Here is a 16,552-nt window from a genome sequence, read left to right as displayed (position 1 = left end):
GGAGGCAGTATGCGATCCGTGGTCTTGAGTGAATCAGAACGGTCGACGCGCCAGCCGGCACTGCCCAGTTATGCCGAACGCAACGAGAACTACTGGCGACGCAATCTGGCTGTCTGCGTGTTCGGTTCGTTCACCACGCTGGTCAGCCTGAGCATGCTGTTGCCGTTCCTGCCGCTCTATGTCCGCCAACTCGGTGTCGAATCCCAGTCGGCGGTCATCGAATGGTCGGGGGTCGCGTTCGGCGCGACGTTTCTCGGGACGGCCGTCACCGCGCCGCTCTGGGGACGTCTTGCCGATCGCTACGGTCGCAAGCCCATGCTCGTTCGGGCAGCGGTGGGCATGGCCGTGGTGATGTCGTTGATCGGCGTCGCCCATACGGTCCATCAACTGGTTGCGCTGCGTTTGATCGCGGGGCTGGTGGGCGGCTACGCGTCTGCCTCCACCGTCATGGTCGGCACTCAGGTGCCCCGCGACCGGGCTGGCTGGGCGTTGGGGATACTCTCGACCGGCGCACTCGCGGGCAACCTGATTGGACCGTTGGTTGGCGGCCTGTTGCCGGGGTGGCTCGGGATTCGCGGCACCTTCTTCGCCGGCGGAGCGATGATCGCAGTGGCGGGCCTGCTCACGATCTTCGTCGTGAAAGAGGATTTCCATCCGGCCGACGCCAGCGATCGTGCAGCCAACGGGGCCGCATTGCCCGCTCGTCGCGCGAATTACGCAGTCGTTGCTGCGCTGCTCGCGACGGCGATGATGGTGCTGCTCGCGAATATGTCGATCGAGCCGGTCATCACGGTCTATGTCGGGAGCCTGGGCGTTCGAGCCGATCACGTGACTCGCATAGCGGGCGTGGTGATGGCGTGTTCCGCGTTAGGCAGCATGTTGACGGCGGCCCGGCTCGGCGCGCTGGCCGACCGCATCGGTGGCTGGAACGTCATCATCGGCTGCCTGGTGCTGACGGGTCTTGCGATGATTCCGCAGGCCTTCGTCGCTCAATGGTGGCAACTGGGTGGATTGCGGATGCTGATGGGCATGACCCTCGCGGGGCTCCTGCGCGCTACGCTCTCAGTCGTTCCACCAGGAAATCGACGAAGCTGCGTACGCGCGACGACAGATGACGGCCATGCGGATAGAGCAGCACGAAGGGTCGTGAACAACCGCCATACGGCGTGAGCAGCTCCTTGAGCGTGCCTTGTGCAAGGTCTTTCTCGACGACGAACCGATAGGTCTGGAAAATGCCGGCGCCATGGCGCGCCAGCGTCACCCCGGCCAGCACGTCGCCCGATGAACCGTAAGCGCCACGCGTCGTGATTTCGACCGGCTCGCCATCACGCGTGAACAGCCATGGAAGGTTGCGGCCGCTACTCGGCAACTCGTACTGGATGCAGTCGTGATGGACCAGATCCTCCGGCGTTTTGAGTTTTGCGGCTTTGCGCAGATACGAGGGCGACGCCACCACCACCAGCTCCGCATCTTCGAGCTTGCGCGCGATCAGACCGGAGTCTTGCGGCGCACGACCCCGAATCGCGAGGTCGAAGCCTTCGTCCGCAAAGTCGATGTTGCGGTTGCTCATATGCGTGTCGATGGTGACGGCGGGGTAGCGCTTACGGAAATCTGCAAGCAGCGGCAGAACACGATAGTGACCATACGGCGTGGGCATGCTGATCCGCAGCACGCCAGCCGGCGTCGTCTGCTGGCCGGTGGCTTCGCGCTCTGCATCGGCAAGCTGAGTCAGCGCCAGCCGGCATTGTTCGAAGTATCGCCTGCCTTCGTCCGTCATCCTGATCTGTCGGGTTGTCCGAACAAACAAGCGGATACCGAGGCGTTTCTCGAGACGCGCGACCGCACGGCTGACGGCGGCAGGCGTGACGCTTGCGGCAGTTGCGGCGACAGTGAAGCTTTCCGACTCGGCCGCGAGACAGAACAGCTCGATACTGCCTAGAACGAGATCTTCAAATTGACGCTGCATAGCGGTCAAATCCTTTCCATGGGGTAATGACTGTTTTGCCTGCCCGTCGGTTGACCGGTCACGCTCTCGAGACGAACATTGCCACAAACCTTATTTGGAGGGGAATAGACATGACAAACCAGACAGACAATCGAGCGTTGCTGCGTTTGCTGGGCATCGAAAAGCCGATCATTCAGGCGCCCATGGCCGGCGTCAGTACGCCCGCACTCGCTGCCGCCGTATCCAATGCAGGTGGTCTGGGTTCATTGGGCGTTGGAGCGATGAATGCAGAAGGCGCGCGTAAGGTCATCAAGGAAACACGCGCACTGACCGGGAAGCCCTTCAACATCAACGTTTTCTGTCATCGACCGGCGGCGGCAGACGAAGCGCTCGAACGGCAATGGCTGAACTGGCTTGGGCCGCAGTTCGAAAAATACGGGGCTACGCCGCCTGCGTCGTTGTCGGAGATCTACACCAGTTTTGTGGCAGACCCGGCGATGCTCGAGGTTTTCCTCGACGAGAAGCCGGCGATCGTCAGCTTTCATTTCGGCTTGCCGCCTGCCGAAGTTATTGCTGATCTGAAAAAGGCTGGAATCAGGCTGCTGGCCTCTGCAACCAATCTGAACGAAGCTGCGCAGGTCGCGGCGGCGGGTATCGACACGATCGTTGCGCAAGGTATCGAGGCGGGCGGACATCGCGGTGTGTTCGACCCGGACGCTCTCGACGATCGCCTGGGCACGTTCGCATTGACGCGCCTGCTCGTGAGGGAATTCGATCTGCCGGTGATCGCTTCCGGCGGCATCATGGACGGCGCTGGGGTCGCTGCAGCACTGGCGCTCGGCGCCCAGGCCGCTCAGCTCGGCACGGCCTTTGTCGCCTGCCCGGAAACATCGATCGACGAAGGTTACCGTCGTGCGATTCTTGGGGAGTCTGCACGGCACACCACGTTTACTGCGGCAATCTCGGGACGGATTGCGAGAAGCATGGTGAACAGGTTCACGGAACTCGGCGGCGACGTGACGGCACCGAAGCCGCCCGCTTATCCGATTGCATACGATGCCGGAAAAGCGCTCCACACCGCGGCCAAAGCCAAGGGAGAATTCGGCTACGGCGCGCAGTGGGCAGGGCAGGCTGCTGCTCTCGCGAGGTCGTTGCCTGCGGCTGAACTGTTAGTCGAGCTGGAGAACGAGATGAAGGAGAGCATCGGGCAACTGCAGCAGTTTGGCGGCTGAGGACTTGCTTGCGCGCGTGTGTCTGGGGCGGCGGCGTAGCGCCCGGGCAAGGAATGCCGGCTTCAGCCCGACAAATCCGACGAAGGGAACGGACTGTGCGAATCCATCCAGTCATACGAGTCGGTGCTGTGCGCCCACGCCCAGTTCGGGGCCGGCGCTCGCTTGCTGTCGTGCGCCTGCGAGGTCCGGTTCGACGGCCAACGCGCGTCGCCTTCAATACTCACACGGCCTTTGTCGCCGTTTCCATGGAAGCTCAAGGATTCGTACTTCATTGCGTATTCCTTTGTGTGATGAGTTGCAACGGACTGGCTACCGGGTAGGGCATTAGTCCTGGTGCAGTGACTCGCATTCCAACGACGCCGCAACCAGCTCTGCAAAAGACTCCAACGCTTTAACCGAGCCGTACACCGTCTGGTATTCCTGACGTCCGATTTTTGCGTCGAGAACAATTGTCATACCTGCTTTTCGAGCCATATCGAGGATGTCCATCTGATGCTCCACGCCGAAGAACTGTGTGACTGACCGGGCACGCTGAAGTCAGCGGCCCTTGTATTGCAGTCTAAGCAATCCTCGTTGGACATCAATGAGGTGCGCCGGAATTCACAGTTCGCGGTTCGGCAACAATCAATCCCGCGCTTCGTGCTGGCACCGCCTCAGTGATCAGCCCGGTTTGAGTCCGCGCTGCTTGCGATACTCGAGTGCCGGTAGACCACCCCAGCCCCAGTTTTCCGTTTCGACTTCCTGGATGACCACAAAGGTGGCTTCGAGGGGCTTGTTCAGCACGTCGAGCAGCAGGTGACTCACGCCCTTGATCAGTTGGGCCTTTTCTTCTGCTGTGACCGACGTTGCGCCGGGCGTGGCGCCCTCGCGGGTCACCTGAATCGTGACGATAGGCATGTCGCTCTCCTTGACCGTGATGGACGAAAAGGAGCGCCGGCCAGCGGCGCCCGACGCTGCTTAGTGGCCAGCGCTCTGACCGCCGTCGACGTGCAGGATCTCGCCTGTCACGAAGGGCGCCGAATCCAGATACAGCACGGCGTTCACGATATCGCTCATCTCGCCCATGTGACCGACCGGATGGAGCGCGCCGAGCGCCTCGTGCGTTTCCGGTGCGTGCATCGGCGACTTGATGATGCCGGGCGCAACTGCGTTCGCGCGGATGCCGCGCCTGGCGTATTCGATCGCGAGGGACTTCGTGGCTGCGTTCAGACCGCCCTTGGTCAGCGAGGCCAGGACCGAAGGCACGCCGTCGATCGCGTGGTCGGCCAGGCTGGTCGTGATGCTGACGACGTGGCCGCTCGAATGCTTCTCCATTTCAGCGATTGCGAGCTGCGTGATATGGAAGAAACCGGTGAGGTTCACGGCCGTCATCGCTGCGTAGTCTTCAGCGGTGTAGCTCGTAAAAGGCTTGGCGACGAAGATGCCGGCGTTGTTGATCAGCGTGTCGATACGGCCGAAGCGTGCCATGCCTTCGGAGATCACGCGGTGGGCGGTGGAAGGGTCGGCGATATCGCCAGCCACCGCGAGAATGTTGGGATCTTCCGACGGCTTGATGGTTCGTGCCGTGGCGACAACGCGGTGACCGCGTTCGCGGAAGGCCTTGACCAGCTCTGCACCGATGCCTTGCGATGCGCCAGTAACGACAACGATTTTTTGCGACGTGCTCATGGTGAACCTCCAGATGAATTGATTCGGCTTCTTTGCCGGTCGGGCCGGTGGCGCCGATGGAGGTCAATCTAAACGCGTTGATGCTGGGTTCGAATACCCGGCATGGACAAACAGTAATGCGTGGTGAGAACAAATCAGGCGCGCGCTCGCTGCGATAGTGGGTGTGATCTTCAGTGATAAGTGGCGGGAAAATTCCGGCGCTATGTGACGCCGATTACGAGGGTGCTGCGCGCGATTGCTGCAATCGCCTAGCTGTCAGTGAAATCCGCCTGATCTAGGGCGAGGCAGAGTCGCCGCCAATGCCGAGTCAGGACGAAAGACGGTTCGTCGTTTAAGAGCGGGCGATAGTGATGAGCGAATCCCACACGACTGAACAACTGAGGATAGCGCGCCATTCGTTTTTCAATCCCCGGCATGCCAACGAGAATCAGGCCAATATTCGTCCGGTCGAACAGATCGCGAGCATATTCAAGGGCCGAGGTTGATAGGCGCTCGGCCTCATCAACGATTAACAACTCGATGCCTGCGGCATCTCGATCGCAGAGACCTTTCTTTGCAGCTCGATTGGCTTCTTCAATGCAAATGCCCGCGCGTTCGCTGAGCAACTTAACCTCTTTGCGAAACTCGTTCATTGGACCGCTCACAGTGGGCGTGTAAAAAATGGTGCGCGCGCGGGCCACTGCTGAATAGACTTTGGCATCGGACGGGTCACGCGGCCCCCACGAAAGGAGCAACGGCTCGGCCAGGTCCCAATGTGCGTAACGACGAGCCGATAGCGTTTTGCCGATGCCGGCGGGCCCATAACACAGGCCAATGTAGCGTTGACGACGCACCGTGTCTGCAAATTCCGTGAATCGCCGATGCTCTTTCGTAACGATGAAGGTTTGGGCAGCGCTCTGCCGTTAGAGGACTGCGCGACTTACGGCACGAAAAAGCCAGCATGCCCCTTGAAACAGCACATGAACACAGCGGTTCAGTTCCTGCCCAGGCGAAGCGCATGCGCATAACCCGTCAGTTCCAGATAAGCGCGTCCGAGAGCAATGCCGTCGCGGCTCACACGTACCGCACCCTCCCAATACACCGCACCGGTGGATTGCCGCGAGTCGAGTTCCTGGTCGTCCATCAGCGGATCTAACTGCCACATCAGTGCTCCGGTTTTGACCGTCATCGAAACGGGGTATGGCGTGTTCGTGCGCGGCGAGCGCCATGTACGGATCGGCGTGAAGTCGACCTGGTCAGGGTCGAACGTTATGACGTGGCCGTCGCGGTTCCTTAACGCCGCATGTGCCCACACTGCGCGTCCGTCGCGGCCGCGCACCTTGAACGCCATCAAGCCTGAGCCGTCCGTCAGATTGGCGCCGAGCCAATCCCATCCGACCGCATCGGCGTCAAGCAGGGCGCTCGACCATTCATGATCGAGCCACGCCGAGCCGGTGACGGCTGTCTCGTTCTTCGATGTGGCGCCCGCCGCGGCCGGCCGAACGACGCTGCCGGTCACGTGCAATTGAGGCTCGCTGTAGTAATAACTCGCCTGTTCGGGCCGCGGACCTTTGCGCGAATACCCGCGCTCGCCTTGCAATAACGGAGCCTGCGTAGGCGTCAGCGAAAGATGCAGTGAAAAACCGTTGGCATCGACCGTTACGTCGTAATGCCCGTCGACGGCACGGATGATTTTCCACGCGTCGAGTTTGACGTCGGTATTGCCTGATTTGGCGTAGGCGAGTCCGAAGCCTTGGCGGGCGATGCGTTGATCGTGCGTGAGGTGGCCGATCGCAGGATCGCTCAGCGCGGCGTGAGCAATGATTAATTGCGAGGGTGCAAATGCGCTCGGATCGGCGGAGTCGTGACCGGTCGCCGAGCGGAAAAAGGTGATCTGAAAACCGAGCGGCTGGTTATCCGGTGTACTGAGCCAACCCGTTGCGTACCACCACTCGGTGCGAAACGGCGCGTGTGCGCCGCTGTCCTGGGGAAGCGTGATCGGATGATCCGGTGTGACTGCCGCGAATTCTGGCGTCGCGGCAAACGCAGGCGCGACTGACAGAAAGCCGGCGCATACAAATGCATTAATCTTCGTTCGCATCACCAATCCTCCTTCACCGCGCGCACCGCATCCACCGACACCGCGCCACGCCCCGCGATCACCGCCGTCGAGCACGACGACGCCAGCATCACAAGCGCAACCGTGCCCAACACCGTCCATGGAACGTGTAGCGACATACTCCAATGAAACGACTGTGGGTTGATGACAAACACAAGGATCAGGCTGATTGCGAATCCCAGAACGAAACCCATCGCGATGCCGCAAGCGGTGAGCATTCCGCCTTCCAGCGCAAGAATCGCGAGGATCTGCGAGCGGGTCACGCCCACGTGCCGCAACATGCCGAACTCACGAGCCCGCGCGAGTGTTTGCGCAGAAAACGTGGCCGCCACGCCGAACAATCCGATCACGATAGCGACGGCCTCGAGCAGGTAAGTCACCGCGAAACTCCGATCGAAGATCACCAGCGTGCGCGCGCGAATCTCGCCCGGTTGCGACAGGTCCATCGACGCGCCGAAGGGCAGCGCACGCAGCCCCGCGATAACGCTTTCGACGCGCGTTCCCGGCTGAACGGTGACGGCCACATCGGTTGCACGGTTATCCGCGGTCAGGCGTCGATAATCGGCAAGCCGTATCTGGATCGCGCCGGTCTGACGCACATAATCGCGCCATACGCCGGCCACCACAAACTCATGACCGCGCTCGCCGAGCGGCAACTGCACGCGTTGGCCGAGCTTATAGCCGTACAGATCGACCATTGCTTCGGATACCCAAACAGGTGTGTCGCCGTCATGCAATGCGGAAGGAGGCAGCACCGCTCCCGTCATCTGCAGATTCGCGCCGGGATCGGCAGCATCGATTTCACGCGCGAGCACGGCAACGTCCGGCCGAGCAGGGTCGAGGGTGAGATGCGAGGTACGGGAAAATGCGGCCGATTTGATGCCAGGCACTGCTGCCAGCAGAGCCTGTTCGTCGGGACGCAGGCCGCCTGTATCGCCGTTTGGCGCCGCGCGAACGTACAGGTCGGCGGAGAGCAGGTGGCCCAACCAGTCTTCGACGGAAACGCGGAAGCTGGCCACCATGATCGCCATCGCGACAATCAGTGCGAAGCTAGACAACACTCCGCCCATTGCAATCGATGCGTGGCCCGGTGCGTTCGCGAGGCGCGCCAACGCCAGCGTGGTGGCGGCGCCGGCGCGACCTCGGGCGCCGAGCGCGCGGCTCGCCGCACCGAAGATCGACGCGGTGACGCGCGGCATCAACGCGATACCGCCTATCAGCAGGAGCGCCACGGCGAGATAACCGCCGACGGGCGCGTCGAACCAGGGCGGCAACTGCGTGAGGACGGCGGCAACCAAAAGGCATGTCAAAGCGGGCCATGGCGTAGCGAGCCGCGCCAATGCGCCTTCTTCGGCGCCCGCCTTGAGCGCCGCCGCCGGCCGCGCGCGGGCGGCTTCCAATGCGGGCGCAAGACTGCCGAGTAGCGACACGGCAATGCCGAGGGTCAGAAACAGCACGCTGGCAAGCGGTTCGAAACCGACTTGCGGTTGCACGCCGGGAAAGTAGCCGCCGCCCAGATCACTGCCGAAAAACCGCAGCGCGACGCTTGCCATTGCATAGCCGAGCGCGAGTCCAAGCAGCGAACCAAGCAGGCCGAGCAGCGCGCCTTCCATCAGAATCTGGCGCAACAATTGGCCGCGTGTCAGTCCGAGTACTCGCAGCATCGCGAACTGCGCGCGGCGCCGCACGACCCCCAGCGCCTGCGTCGAAAACACCAGGAACGCACCGGTGAAGAGCGCGACCAGCGCGAGCACGTTCATATTGATTCGATAGGCACGCGACAAACGGTCCGTGCGGCTTTCGGCGTCGCGCGTTTCGGAGATGACCCACTGGCTGCCAAGCTGCGTCTGCAGGTCACGCTTGAAGCGTTCCCGATCGACGCCGCGCTCGAGTTGCAAGTCGATGCGCGAGAGCTTACCCACGTTGCCGAACTTCCATTGAGCAGCGGCGATATCCATCACCGCGAGCCGCTGGCCCGGTCGCGTTCTCACAAGGCCGCCGGCCACGCGTAAGTGCACGATCGCCGTACCGCTGCGCAGCGACACGTCGTCGCCGATTTTCACCTTCAACCATTGTTGTGCCGCCGACGAGAGAAACACCGTGTCGGCCGCGAGCGTATCGTACGGATGATCCGGCGATGGCACGCCGATCAGGTCGGGCGCAATGCGGCTTGCCTTGAAGATGTCGATGCCGAGTGCGGGCAGCGGGGCGCTCTGATTCGGAACGGTGATGTCGAGCGCGAGGACGGGACTGGCCACCGCCACCCCCGGCTCGTTTGCCAAACGCGGATAGATCGACTCGTCGAAGCCAGGTTGCGCGCCGCGCACTTGCAGATCGGCTTGGCCTGACAGACTGCGAGCCGCCGCGGAGAACTCGTTGAAGGCCGCGCTATTGATCAGTTGAACTGCATAACCGAGAGCCACGCCGAGCGCGATCGTCGCGATGGCGACCAACGCGCGCCCGCGATGGCTGCGCCATTCGGCGCCAAGCAGCCATCGCGCGAGGATGCGATGGCCTTTCATGCGCAGCAGTGGCCGCGGCTCAGCGTGCATCATCGGCCGAACGCGCCGTGGATGGCGAATCGGAAAGCGTCGCATGTCCGGATGCATGCAAGGCGCCGTCGCTCAGAATCAGGATGCGGTCGGCAATGGCCGCCGCCGCTTCCGAATGCGTGACCATGATGGTGGCCGCGCCGTTTGCCTTGCTTTCCGCACGGAACAGACCGAGCACTTCGTGTGCGGTAGCGGGGTCGAGGTTGCCGGTGGGTTCGTCGGCGAGGATCAGTGTGGGACGATGCACCAGCGCCCGCGCGATGGCGACACGCTGAAGTTCACCGCCCGACAACTGCCGCGGAAAGTCGTCGCCCCGGCCGCCCAGGCCAACGGCTGCGAGCATGTCGAGCGCACCGGCCGTGGGCAATTCGTTCAATAGCAGAGGCAAGGCCACATTCTGCGCGAGCGTCAGATGCGGCAGCACGTGAAACGCCTGGAACACGAAGCCGAGTTTTTGCCGGCGCAGCCGCGTCGCCGCGTTGTCATCGAGACGGGAGACCACGCTGCCGTCGATAACTACATCGCCGCTATCCGCGCTGTCGAGGCCCGCGATCAGATTCAATAGCGTCGATTTGCCGACACCCGAGTCGCCCATGATCGCGACGAATTCACCCGGCTCCAGCGTGAAATCGAGGTGCGCAAGCACGATGCGGCCGGCGCCATACGTTTTACTCAGCCCACGGCACTCGAGCGCGGGAACGACACCTTCATCACGAAGCACCATGCGGTATCCGATAAGTCTGGCCGGCGAGGGCGGCGTCGAGCGATGCGAAGAAACACGCGCACCGTGTACAAGCATCAACCCTGAACCGCCGCAGTATATTCGGGTTGAGAATAGCGCGAGAACCAGAGCTAAAAAGCGGAACGGCGATCACATAATCACAGCACGCCCGTCTAAACCTTTCAATTAGCCATCAATTGAAGTGCTTTGACCGGCTCCTTCAGCGGGTGATGATCGAATCATGCTCCGTTCTGGGGCATAGCGGACGTCCACGTACCTCATATTCCGCGACTTCCGCACAATCCGTTTGTGCGCTTGCACATTCCAGCTTTTGCCGCAAGACCCAGACTCCGCAAGGGCTCATTGCGGAAAACAACTTTTTTCCTTGGTGCGATGCAAAATCTTTTAGATAAGGGTAATCTCTTACTCCTTGCCGATTTGCCTCAAAGAAACGTCGACTGGTACCTCTCCGATCTCCTCGGCGATCCAATGCTTTCAAATACATTTCAATGCCTTCTATTTTGAAGGCGTTGATGTGGTGTTTTGTACTCCAAGTATCGAAAAGAACACATGCCATTGCCTCCGCTTCTTAGCCTTCTAATCTGGATCCCTATTTTTGCCGGCCTCGTGGTGTTGCGTGCCGGATCAGACCAGGCGCGCGGCCGTACTCGATTGCTCGCGCTTGCAGGCGCGGTAGCGGGCTTCCTGCCGGTCATTCCGCTCGTCGCTAGCTTTCGCAATGACGTGACGACCATGCAGTTCGTCGAGAACGTCAAATGGTCGCCGACGTTCGACATCGCATGGCACGTGGGGGTGGATGGCATTTCGCTGTGGCTGGTCGCGCTGACCGCGCTCACCACGATCATCATCGTGGTCGCCTCGTGGGAGTCGATTACCGAGCGCACAGCGCAGTACTTCGGCGCGTTTCTGATGCTGTCGGGTTTCATGCAAGGCGTCTTCACATCGCTTGACGGCATGCTGTTCTTCATTTCGTTCGAAGCGACGCTGATTCCGCTTTATCTACTGATCGGCACGTGGGGTCACTCGAACCGCTCGTATGCGGCGGTCAAGTTCTTCTTCGTGTCGTTCCTCGGCTCGCTGATGATGCTGATGTCGATGCTGTATCTGTACAGCCAGACGCACAGCTTCGATCTCGCGCAATGGCGTGAAACGCATCTCGGCACGATGCCGCAGTTGTTGATTTTCCTCGGCTTCCTCGCGGCCTTTGGTGTGAAGGTGCCGATGTGGCCGCTGCATACGTGGCTGCCGGATGTCCACCTCGACGGACCGACCGGCGCCGCCGTGATGATCGGTATGCTCAAGCTCGGCGGCTATGGTCTGCTGCGCTTTGCGCTGCCGATCGCGCCGCAGGCGAGTCACTTCTTCGCGCCGATGATGATCACGCTGTCGCTGGTCGCGGTGATCTACTCTAGTCTGCTGGCACTCGTGCAGACCGATATGCGCCGCTTGCTCGCGTATTCGACGGTCGCGCACATGGGGCTCGTCACGCTCGGCCTGTTCGTCTTCAATCGTATCGGCCAGGCTGGCGCGATCGTGCAGATGCTGTCGTACGGTGTGGTGTCGGGCGCGATGCTGCTGTGCACGGGCATGCTCTACGATCGCGCGCAAACTGTCTCGATCGCCGAGTACGGCGGCGTTGCCAACACCATGCCGAAGTTCGCAGCCTTCGTGATGCTGTTCTCGATGGCGAATATTGGCTTGCCGGGTACGTCGGGTTTCGTCGGCGAGTTCATGGTGTTGATGGGCGCGATCCGCTTCAATTTCTGGATCGGCGCAATCGCGGCCTCGACACTGATTTTGAGCGCGGCGTACACGCTTTGGATGTACAAGCGCGTGATCTTCGGCGCGATTGCCAATGCTCGCGTCGCGAAGCTGATGGATCTCGGCAAACGCGAGTTCGTTTTGCTCGGCGCCATGGCATTGCTGGTGCTGGCGATCGGCCTCGATCCGAAGCCGTTCACCGATGCGATCGATCCGTCGGTCGGCACGCTGCTCGCGCAATCGGAGCGCAGCACCGCGCATCCTTCGGAGTCCGCACCGGCAGACGGTGGCGATCATTTGCAGGCGGCCGCACCGGCTACCGTTGCAGCCCGCTCACCGGGCTGATCGCGCCGCAACACTGCAACGCTGAAAGCACCGCGTTCCTGTCAGGGACGTGGCGCTTTTGCTCCACATCTTCGCGCGAATCGACGCAGCCAAAACATCGCTAACGTTGCGTTTTATCCCTTGTTTCAAGGTGTTTTTCGACGCACTGGCTCTGCAATAGAGCATCGCAAATCGTCACGTGCGCGCGACCATGCGGCAACGTGTCGCACAGTGTTGCGACGCAATAGATCGTTGCAAAATCGAGTGTTTATATCCATTTAACGACCCCCTATTATGCGATCGCTTACTAATGGAGAGCGGTCGAATGACGTTCGTTAAGGTCGTAAAGAAAAGGCAATGGATATGAAAGGAAAGACTCTACGAGGGTCGATCAGTTTCTTTTCCGCCGGCCTCGTGTTGTTGCTCTCGGGTTGCAGCAACCTCGATATATTGAATCCGAAGGGGAGTGTGGGTCTGGCGGAACGTGAGCTGATTGCTACGTCTACCTGGGCCATGCTGATCGTTGTCATTCCGGTTATCGCGCTCACGCTGCTGTTCGCGTGGCGTTATCGCGCGTCGAACAGCAGCGCCGAATACCGTCCGGGCTGGACGCATTCGACCGTTATCGAAATCGCCGTCTGGCTGATTCCGAGTCTGATCATTCTGTTTCTTGCCGTGCTGACGTGGAAGAGCACGCATGAGCTCGACCCTTACCGTCCGCTCGAATCGCAAGTGAAGCCGATCAATGTCGAGGTTGTTGCACTCGACTGGAAGTGGTTGTTTATCTATCCCGATCTCGGCATTGCGTCGGTCAATCAGCTGGCGTTCCCGGTCGGCACGCCGGTGAACTTCATCATCACGTCCGACACGGTGATGAACTCGTTCTTCATTCCGCAGCTCGGCGGCCAGATCTACGCGATGGCCGGTATGCAGACCCGTTTGCATCTGATCGCCGACGAGGCCGGCAACTATGCGGGCACCTCGGCGAATTTCAGCGGCAAGGGCTTCTCGGACATGAAGTTCCGCGCGCTCGCCACGTCGCCGGAAGCGTTCAACGCGTGGGTCGCCAAAGTGCGCGCCTCGTCCGATCGTCTCGACATGGATCGTTATCACACGGTATCCGCGCCGACGGAAAAGGAACCGGTCCGGTACTTCTCGTCGGTCGATCCGAAGCTGTTTAACAACATCATTGCCCGATACAACAACGGTAACGTCCTCGACAACATGAAGGACGCTAACTGTGGGCCTAAGGGGTAACGTATGTTCGGAAAACTGACTCTCGACGCGATTCCGTATCACGAGCCGATCATCGTGGGGGCGGGCTGCTTCATGGCGCTCATCGCGCTGGCCGTGCTCGGCACGATTACGTATCTCGGAAAATGGCGCTATCTGTGGACGGAGTGGCTGACCACCGTCGACCACAAGAAGCTCGGCGTCATGTACATCATCGTTGCGATGATCATGTTGCTGCGTGGTTTCTCGGACGCGATCATGATGCGTCTGCAACTCGCGCTGGCCTACAGCAACCCGGGCTATTTGCCGCCGCATCACTACGATCAGGTGTTCACGGCGCACGGCGTCATCATGATCTTCTTCATGGCGATGGCGTTCATGATCGGCCTGATGAACCTGATCGTACCGTTGCAGATCGGTGCTCGCGACGTCGCGTTCCCGTTCATCAACTCGCTCAGCTTCTGGATGACCGCGGTCAGCGCGATCCTGATCAATGTGTCGCTGGTGATCGGTGAGTTTGCGCAAACGGGTTGGCTGGCTTATCCGCCGTTGTCCGAATTGCAATTCAGTCCGGGTGTCGGGGTCGACTATTACCTGTGGAGTTTGCAGTTATCCGGGGTCGGCACGCTGCTCACAGGCGTCAACTTCTTCGCGACGATCGTGAAGATGCGCGCGCCGGGCATGACGTTCATGAAGATGCCGGTGTTCACATGGACGGCTTTGTGCGCCAACGTGCTGATCATGGCGTCGTTCCCGATTCTGACCGTGACGCTCGCGCTGCTCGGTCTGGACCGTTACCTCGGCATGCACTTCTTCACGAACGACGGCGGCGGTAACGCCATGCTGTATCTGAACCTGATCTGGGCGTGGGGCCACCCCGAGGTGTACATCCTGATCCTGCCGGCGTTCGGTATTTTCTCGGAAGTCGTGGCGACCTTCGCGAAGAAGCCGCTGTTCGGCTACAAGACGATGGTGTGGGCGACGTGCGCGATCATGGTGTTGTCGTTCCTTGTCTGGTTGCACCACTTCTTCACGATGGGCTCGGGCGCTGACGTCAACGCGTTCTTCGGCATCGCGACGATGGTGATTGCGATTCCGACCGGCGTGAAGGTGTTCAACTGGTTGTTCACGATCTACAAGGGCCGCCTGGAATTCACAACGCCGATTCTGTGGACGATCGGCTTCATGATCACGTTCACGATCGGCGGCATGACCGGTGTGATGATGGCGATCCCGGGTGCGGACTTCGTGCTGCACAACAGCCTGTTCCTGATTGCTCACTTTCACAACGTGATCATCGGTGGCGTGCTGTTCGGTTATCTCGCCGGTTTCAACTACTGGTTCCCGAAAGCGTTCGGTTTCAAGCTCAACGAAAAGCTCGGCAAGACCGCGTTCTGGTTCTGGCAAGTCGGCTTCTACGTTGCGTTCCTGCCGCTCTACGTGCTGGGCTTCATGGGCATGACGCGCCGGTTGAATCACTACGACAACCCGGCATGGCATCCGTGGCTGGTGATCGCGGCGTTCGGCGCGGCACTGATCGCAATCGGTATCGGCTGCCAACTGGTGCAGTTGTACGTCAGTATTCGCGACCGCAATCTGCCGCAGAATCGCGACGTCACGGGCGATCCGTGGAACGGCCACACGCTGGAATGGTCGATCAGCTCGCCGCCGCCGGTTTATAACTTCGCGATCGTTCCGACGGTGCGCAAGCTCGATGCATTCACGGATATGAAGTCCCGCAGGGAGACGCAAGCCGAACCGGTGTATCGCGACATCCATATGCCTTCGAATACATCCGCCGGTTTGGTGGTGAGTCTGTTCTCTCTGGCGCTCGGTTTCGCCGGTGTATGGCACATCTGGTGGCTTGCGATCGTCGGTCTGGTCGGCGCGATCGGCACGGTGATTGTCTACAGCTTCATGGACAACGACGGCTATTACATCCCGGCCGACACTGTCGCGCTGATTGAGGAAAAACGCGCCGGTGCACACGTCGCGATGGAGGTTGACTGATGTTGCAGAAGACTATTGCGGTTCAACCGCAACTCGCGCCGGATCATGTGCCGTCGCAATCGGTATTCGGTTTCTGGCTGTATCTGATGACCGATTGCATCGTCTTCGCCGCGCTGTTCGCCGTGTTTGCGGTGATGAGCCACCAGTACGCCGGTGGTCCGAGCGGTAAAGATCTGTTCGAGATCCCCGGCGTCGCACTCGAAACGTCGATGCTGCTGTTGAGCAGTATCACGTACGGCTTCGCGATGCTGGGCGCGCATAAAGGCAGGAAGGGCCTGCTGCTGAGCTGGCTCGGCGTGACGTTCGTGCTCGGCCTCGCGTTTCTCGTACTGGAAATGCGCGAGTTTTCGCATCTGATCTCGCTGGGTGCAGGTCCGAGCCGCAGTGCGTTCCTGTCGTCGTTCTTTACGCTCGTCGGCACGCATGGCTTGCACGTGACGTTCGGTTTGATCTGGATGGCAGTGCTCGCGATCCAGGTCCTGAGTCATCGCGATCTGACCGAACGCGACATGATTCGCCTGACCTGCCTGAGCCTTTTCTGGCACTTTCTGGACGTCGTCTGGATCGGCGTCTTCACCTTTGTCTATCTTGCGAGCGTGATCTAATGGACCATAGCCATAACGCGCACTCGGGTGAAAGTCACGGCAGTATCGGCAGCTATACGACGGGCTTCATTCTGTCTGTCGTATTGACCGCCGCGGCGTTCGGCCTTGTCCTAACCGGGACCTTGACTGGCGAGAACGCATTGCTCGCGATCGCGGGTCTCGCGTTCGCGCAGATCGTCGTGCACCTGATTTTCTTTTTGCATATGAACACGTCGTCGGCGCAGAGGTGGAACGTCATGGCGTTCGGCTTCACGGTGTTGACCGCGGTGATTCTGATTGTCGGCTCATTGTGGATCATGCATAACGTCAGCATGCACATGATGTCCCGCTAGGCGGCAGCAGTTGTGGAAGGGCCTTGTAAGGCGGAAGTCTTGCGCGGCTT

16 protein-coding genes are annotated in these 16,552 nt (G+C 60.5%); 7 read left to right on the top strand and 9 right to left on the bottom strand.

From position 1 onward, the window contains the following. Window positions 1–9: 9 nt before the first annotated feature. Entirely contained in the window at window positions 10–1,170 is a 1,161-nt protein-coding gene (locus SB772_RS04310; protein ID WP_410832040.1) for an MFS transporter, read from the top strand. Here SB772_RS04310 and SB772_RS04305 read toward each other — a convergent pair. Further along, window positions 1,055–1,966, bottom strand: a complete 912-nt coding sequence (locus SB772_RS04305; protein WP_410832039.1) for a LysR family transcriptional regulator — start codon at window positions 1,964–1,966, stop codon at window positions 1,055–1,057. The two genes, SB772_RS04310 and SB772_RS04305, sit on opposite strands and share 116 nt — an antisense overlap. Before the next feature lie 110 nt (window positions 1,967–2,076). Here SB772_RS04305 and SB772_RS04300 point away from each other — a divergent pair, with 110 nt between their 5' ends. Beyond that, on the top strand, window positions 2,077–3,177 hold the full coding sequence (locus SB772_RS04300) for an NAD(P)H-dependent flavin oxidoreductase (RefSeq protein ID WP_410832038.1): 1,101 nt from the start codon (window positions 2,077–2,079) through the stop codon (window positions 3,175–3,177). A gap of 62 nt (window positions 3,178–3,239) precedes the next feature. Here the strand turns inward: SB772_RS04300 and SB772_RS04295 are convergent, their stop codons facing one another. The 8 genes from SB772_RS04295 to SB772_RS04260 form a co-directional block, all read right to left on the bottom strand. Beyond that, on the bottom strand, window positions 3,240–3,449 hold the full coding sequence (locus SB772_RS04295; RefSeq protein ID WP_410832037.1) for a hypothetical protein: 210 nt from the start codon (window positions 3,447–3,449) through the stop codon (window positions 3,240–3,242). Between the two features lie 52 nt (window positions 3,450–3,501). Further along, window positions 3,502–3,666 carry a hypothetical protein gene (locus SB772_RS04290; RefSeq protein ID WP_410832036.1) on the bottom strand — a complete coding sequence of 55 codons (165 nt, stop codon included), beginning with the start codon at window positions 3,664–3,666 and terminating at the stop codon, window positions 3,502–3,504. A 171-nt stretch (window positions 3,667–3,837) separates the two neighbouring features. Beyond that, the gene (locus SB772_RS04285) at window positions 3,838–4,074 is read right to left on the bottom strand and encodes a tautomerase family protein (protein WP_410832035.1); all 237 of its coding nucleotides are present in this window, start codon (window positions 4,072–4,074) and stop codon (window positions 3,838–3,840) included. Window positions 4,075–4,134: 60 nt separating this feature from the next. Next, on the bottom strand, window positions 4,135–4,845 hold the full coding sequence (locus SB772_RS04280; protein WP_410832034.1) for an SDR family NAD(P)-dependent oxidoreductase: 711 nt from the start codon (window positions 4,843–4,845) through the stop codon (window positions 4,135–4,137). A gap of 248 nt (window positions 4,846–5,093) precedes the next feature. After that, window positions 5,094–5,678 (bottom strand): AAA family ATPase, encoded by a 585-nt coding sequence (locus SB772_RS04275; RefSeq protein WP_410832033.1) that lies wholly within the window; start codon window positions 5,676–5,678, stop codon window positions 5,094–5,096. 140 nt (window positions 5,679–5,818) lie between these two features. After that, window positions 5,819–6,925 carry a lipocalin-like domain-containing protein gene (locus tag SB772_RS04270; RefSeq protein WP_410832032.1) on the bottom strand — a complete coding sequence of 369 codons (1,107 nt, stop codon included), beginning with the start codon at window positions 6,923–6,925 and terminating at the stop codon, window positions 5,819–5,821. Then, window positions 6,925–9,495, bottom strand: a complete 2,571-nt coding sequence (locus SB772_RS04265; protein ID WP_410832251.1) for an FtsX-like permease family protein — start codon at window positions 9,493–9,495, stop codon at window positions 6,925–6,927. The genes SB772_RS04270 and SB772_RS04265 overlap by 1 nt, the downstream gene beginning before the upstream one ends. Then, a complete protein-coding gene (locus SB772_RS04260; RefSeq protein WP_410832031.1) occupies window positions 9,485–10,219 on the bottom strand; it encodes an ABC transporter ATP-binding protein in 735 nt (244 codons plus the stop codon). Before SB772_RS04260 ends, SB772_RS04265 begins: the two co-directional genes overlap by 11 nt. Before the next feature lie 567 nt (window positions 10,220–10,786). Here SB772_RS04260 and SB772_RS04255 point away from each other — a divergent pair. The 5 genes from SB772_RS04255 (at window position 10,787) to cyoD (ending at window position 16,502) form a co-directional block, all read left to right on the top strand. Beyond that, complete coding sequence (locus SB772_RS04255; RefSeq protein ID WP_410832030.1) at window positions 10,787–12,343, top strand: NADH-quinone oxidoreductase subunit M; 1,557 nt, start codon at window positions 10,787–10,789, stop codon at window positions 12,341–12,343. Between the two features lie 342 nt (window positions 12,344–12,685). Continuing rightward, the gene (cyoA, locus tag SB772_RS04250) at window positions 12,686–13,579 is read left to right on the top strand and encodes a ubiquinol oxidase subunit II (protein ID WP_410832029.1); all 894 of its coding nucleotides are present in this window, start codon (window positions 12,686–12,688) and stop codon (window positions 13,577–13,579) included. A gap of 3 nt (window positions 13,580–13,582) precedes the next feature. After that, window positions 13,583–15,565 (top strand): cytochrome o ubiquinol oxidase subunit I, encoded by a 1,983-nt coding sequence (gene cyoB, locus SB772_RS04245; RefSeq protein WP_410832028.1) that lies wholly within the window; start codon window positions 13,583–13,585, stop codon window positions 15,563–15,565. Next, window positions 15,565–16,170 carry a cytochrome o ubiquinol oxidase subunit III gene (cyoC, locus tag SB772_RS04240; protein WP_410832027.1) on the top strand — a complete coding sequence of 202 codons (606 nt, stop codon included), beginning with the start codon at window positions 15,565–15,567 and terminating at the stop codon, window positions 16,168–16,170. Before cyoB ends, cyoC begins: the two co-directional genes overlap by 1 nt. Continuing rightward, window positions 16,170–16,502, top strand: coding sequence for a cytochrome o ubiquinol oxidase subunit IV (gene cyoD, locus SB772_RS04235; protein ID WP_410832026.1), 333 nt, complete (start codon window positions 16,170–16,172; stop codon window positions 16,500–16,502). Before cyoC ends, cyoD begins: the two co-directional genes overlap by 1 nt. Window positions 16,503–16,552 lie beyond the last annotated feature (50 nt).

Source organism: Paraburkholderia sp. SIMBA_030 (genome assembly GCF_046535245.1).
In the GTDB taxonomy this organism is placed as follows: Bacteria; Pseudomonadota; Gammaproteobacteria; order Burkholderiales; family Burkholderiaceae; genus Paraburkholderia.
This window is presented reverse-complemented; position numbering and strand designations above follow the sequence as displayed.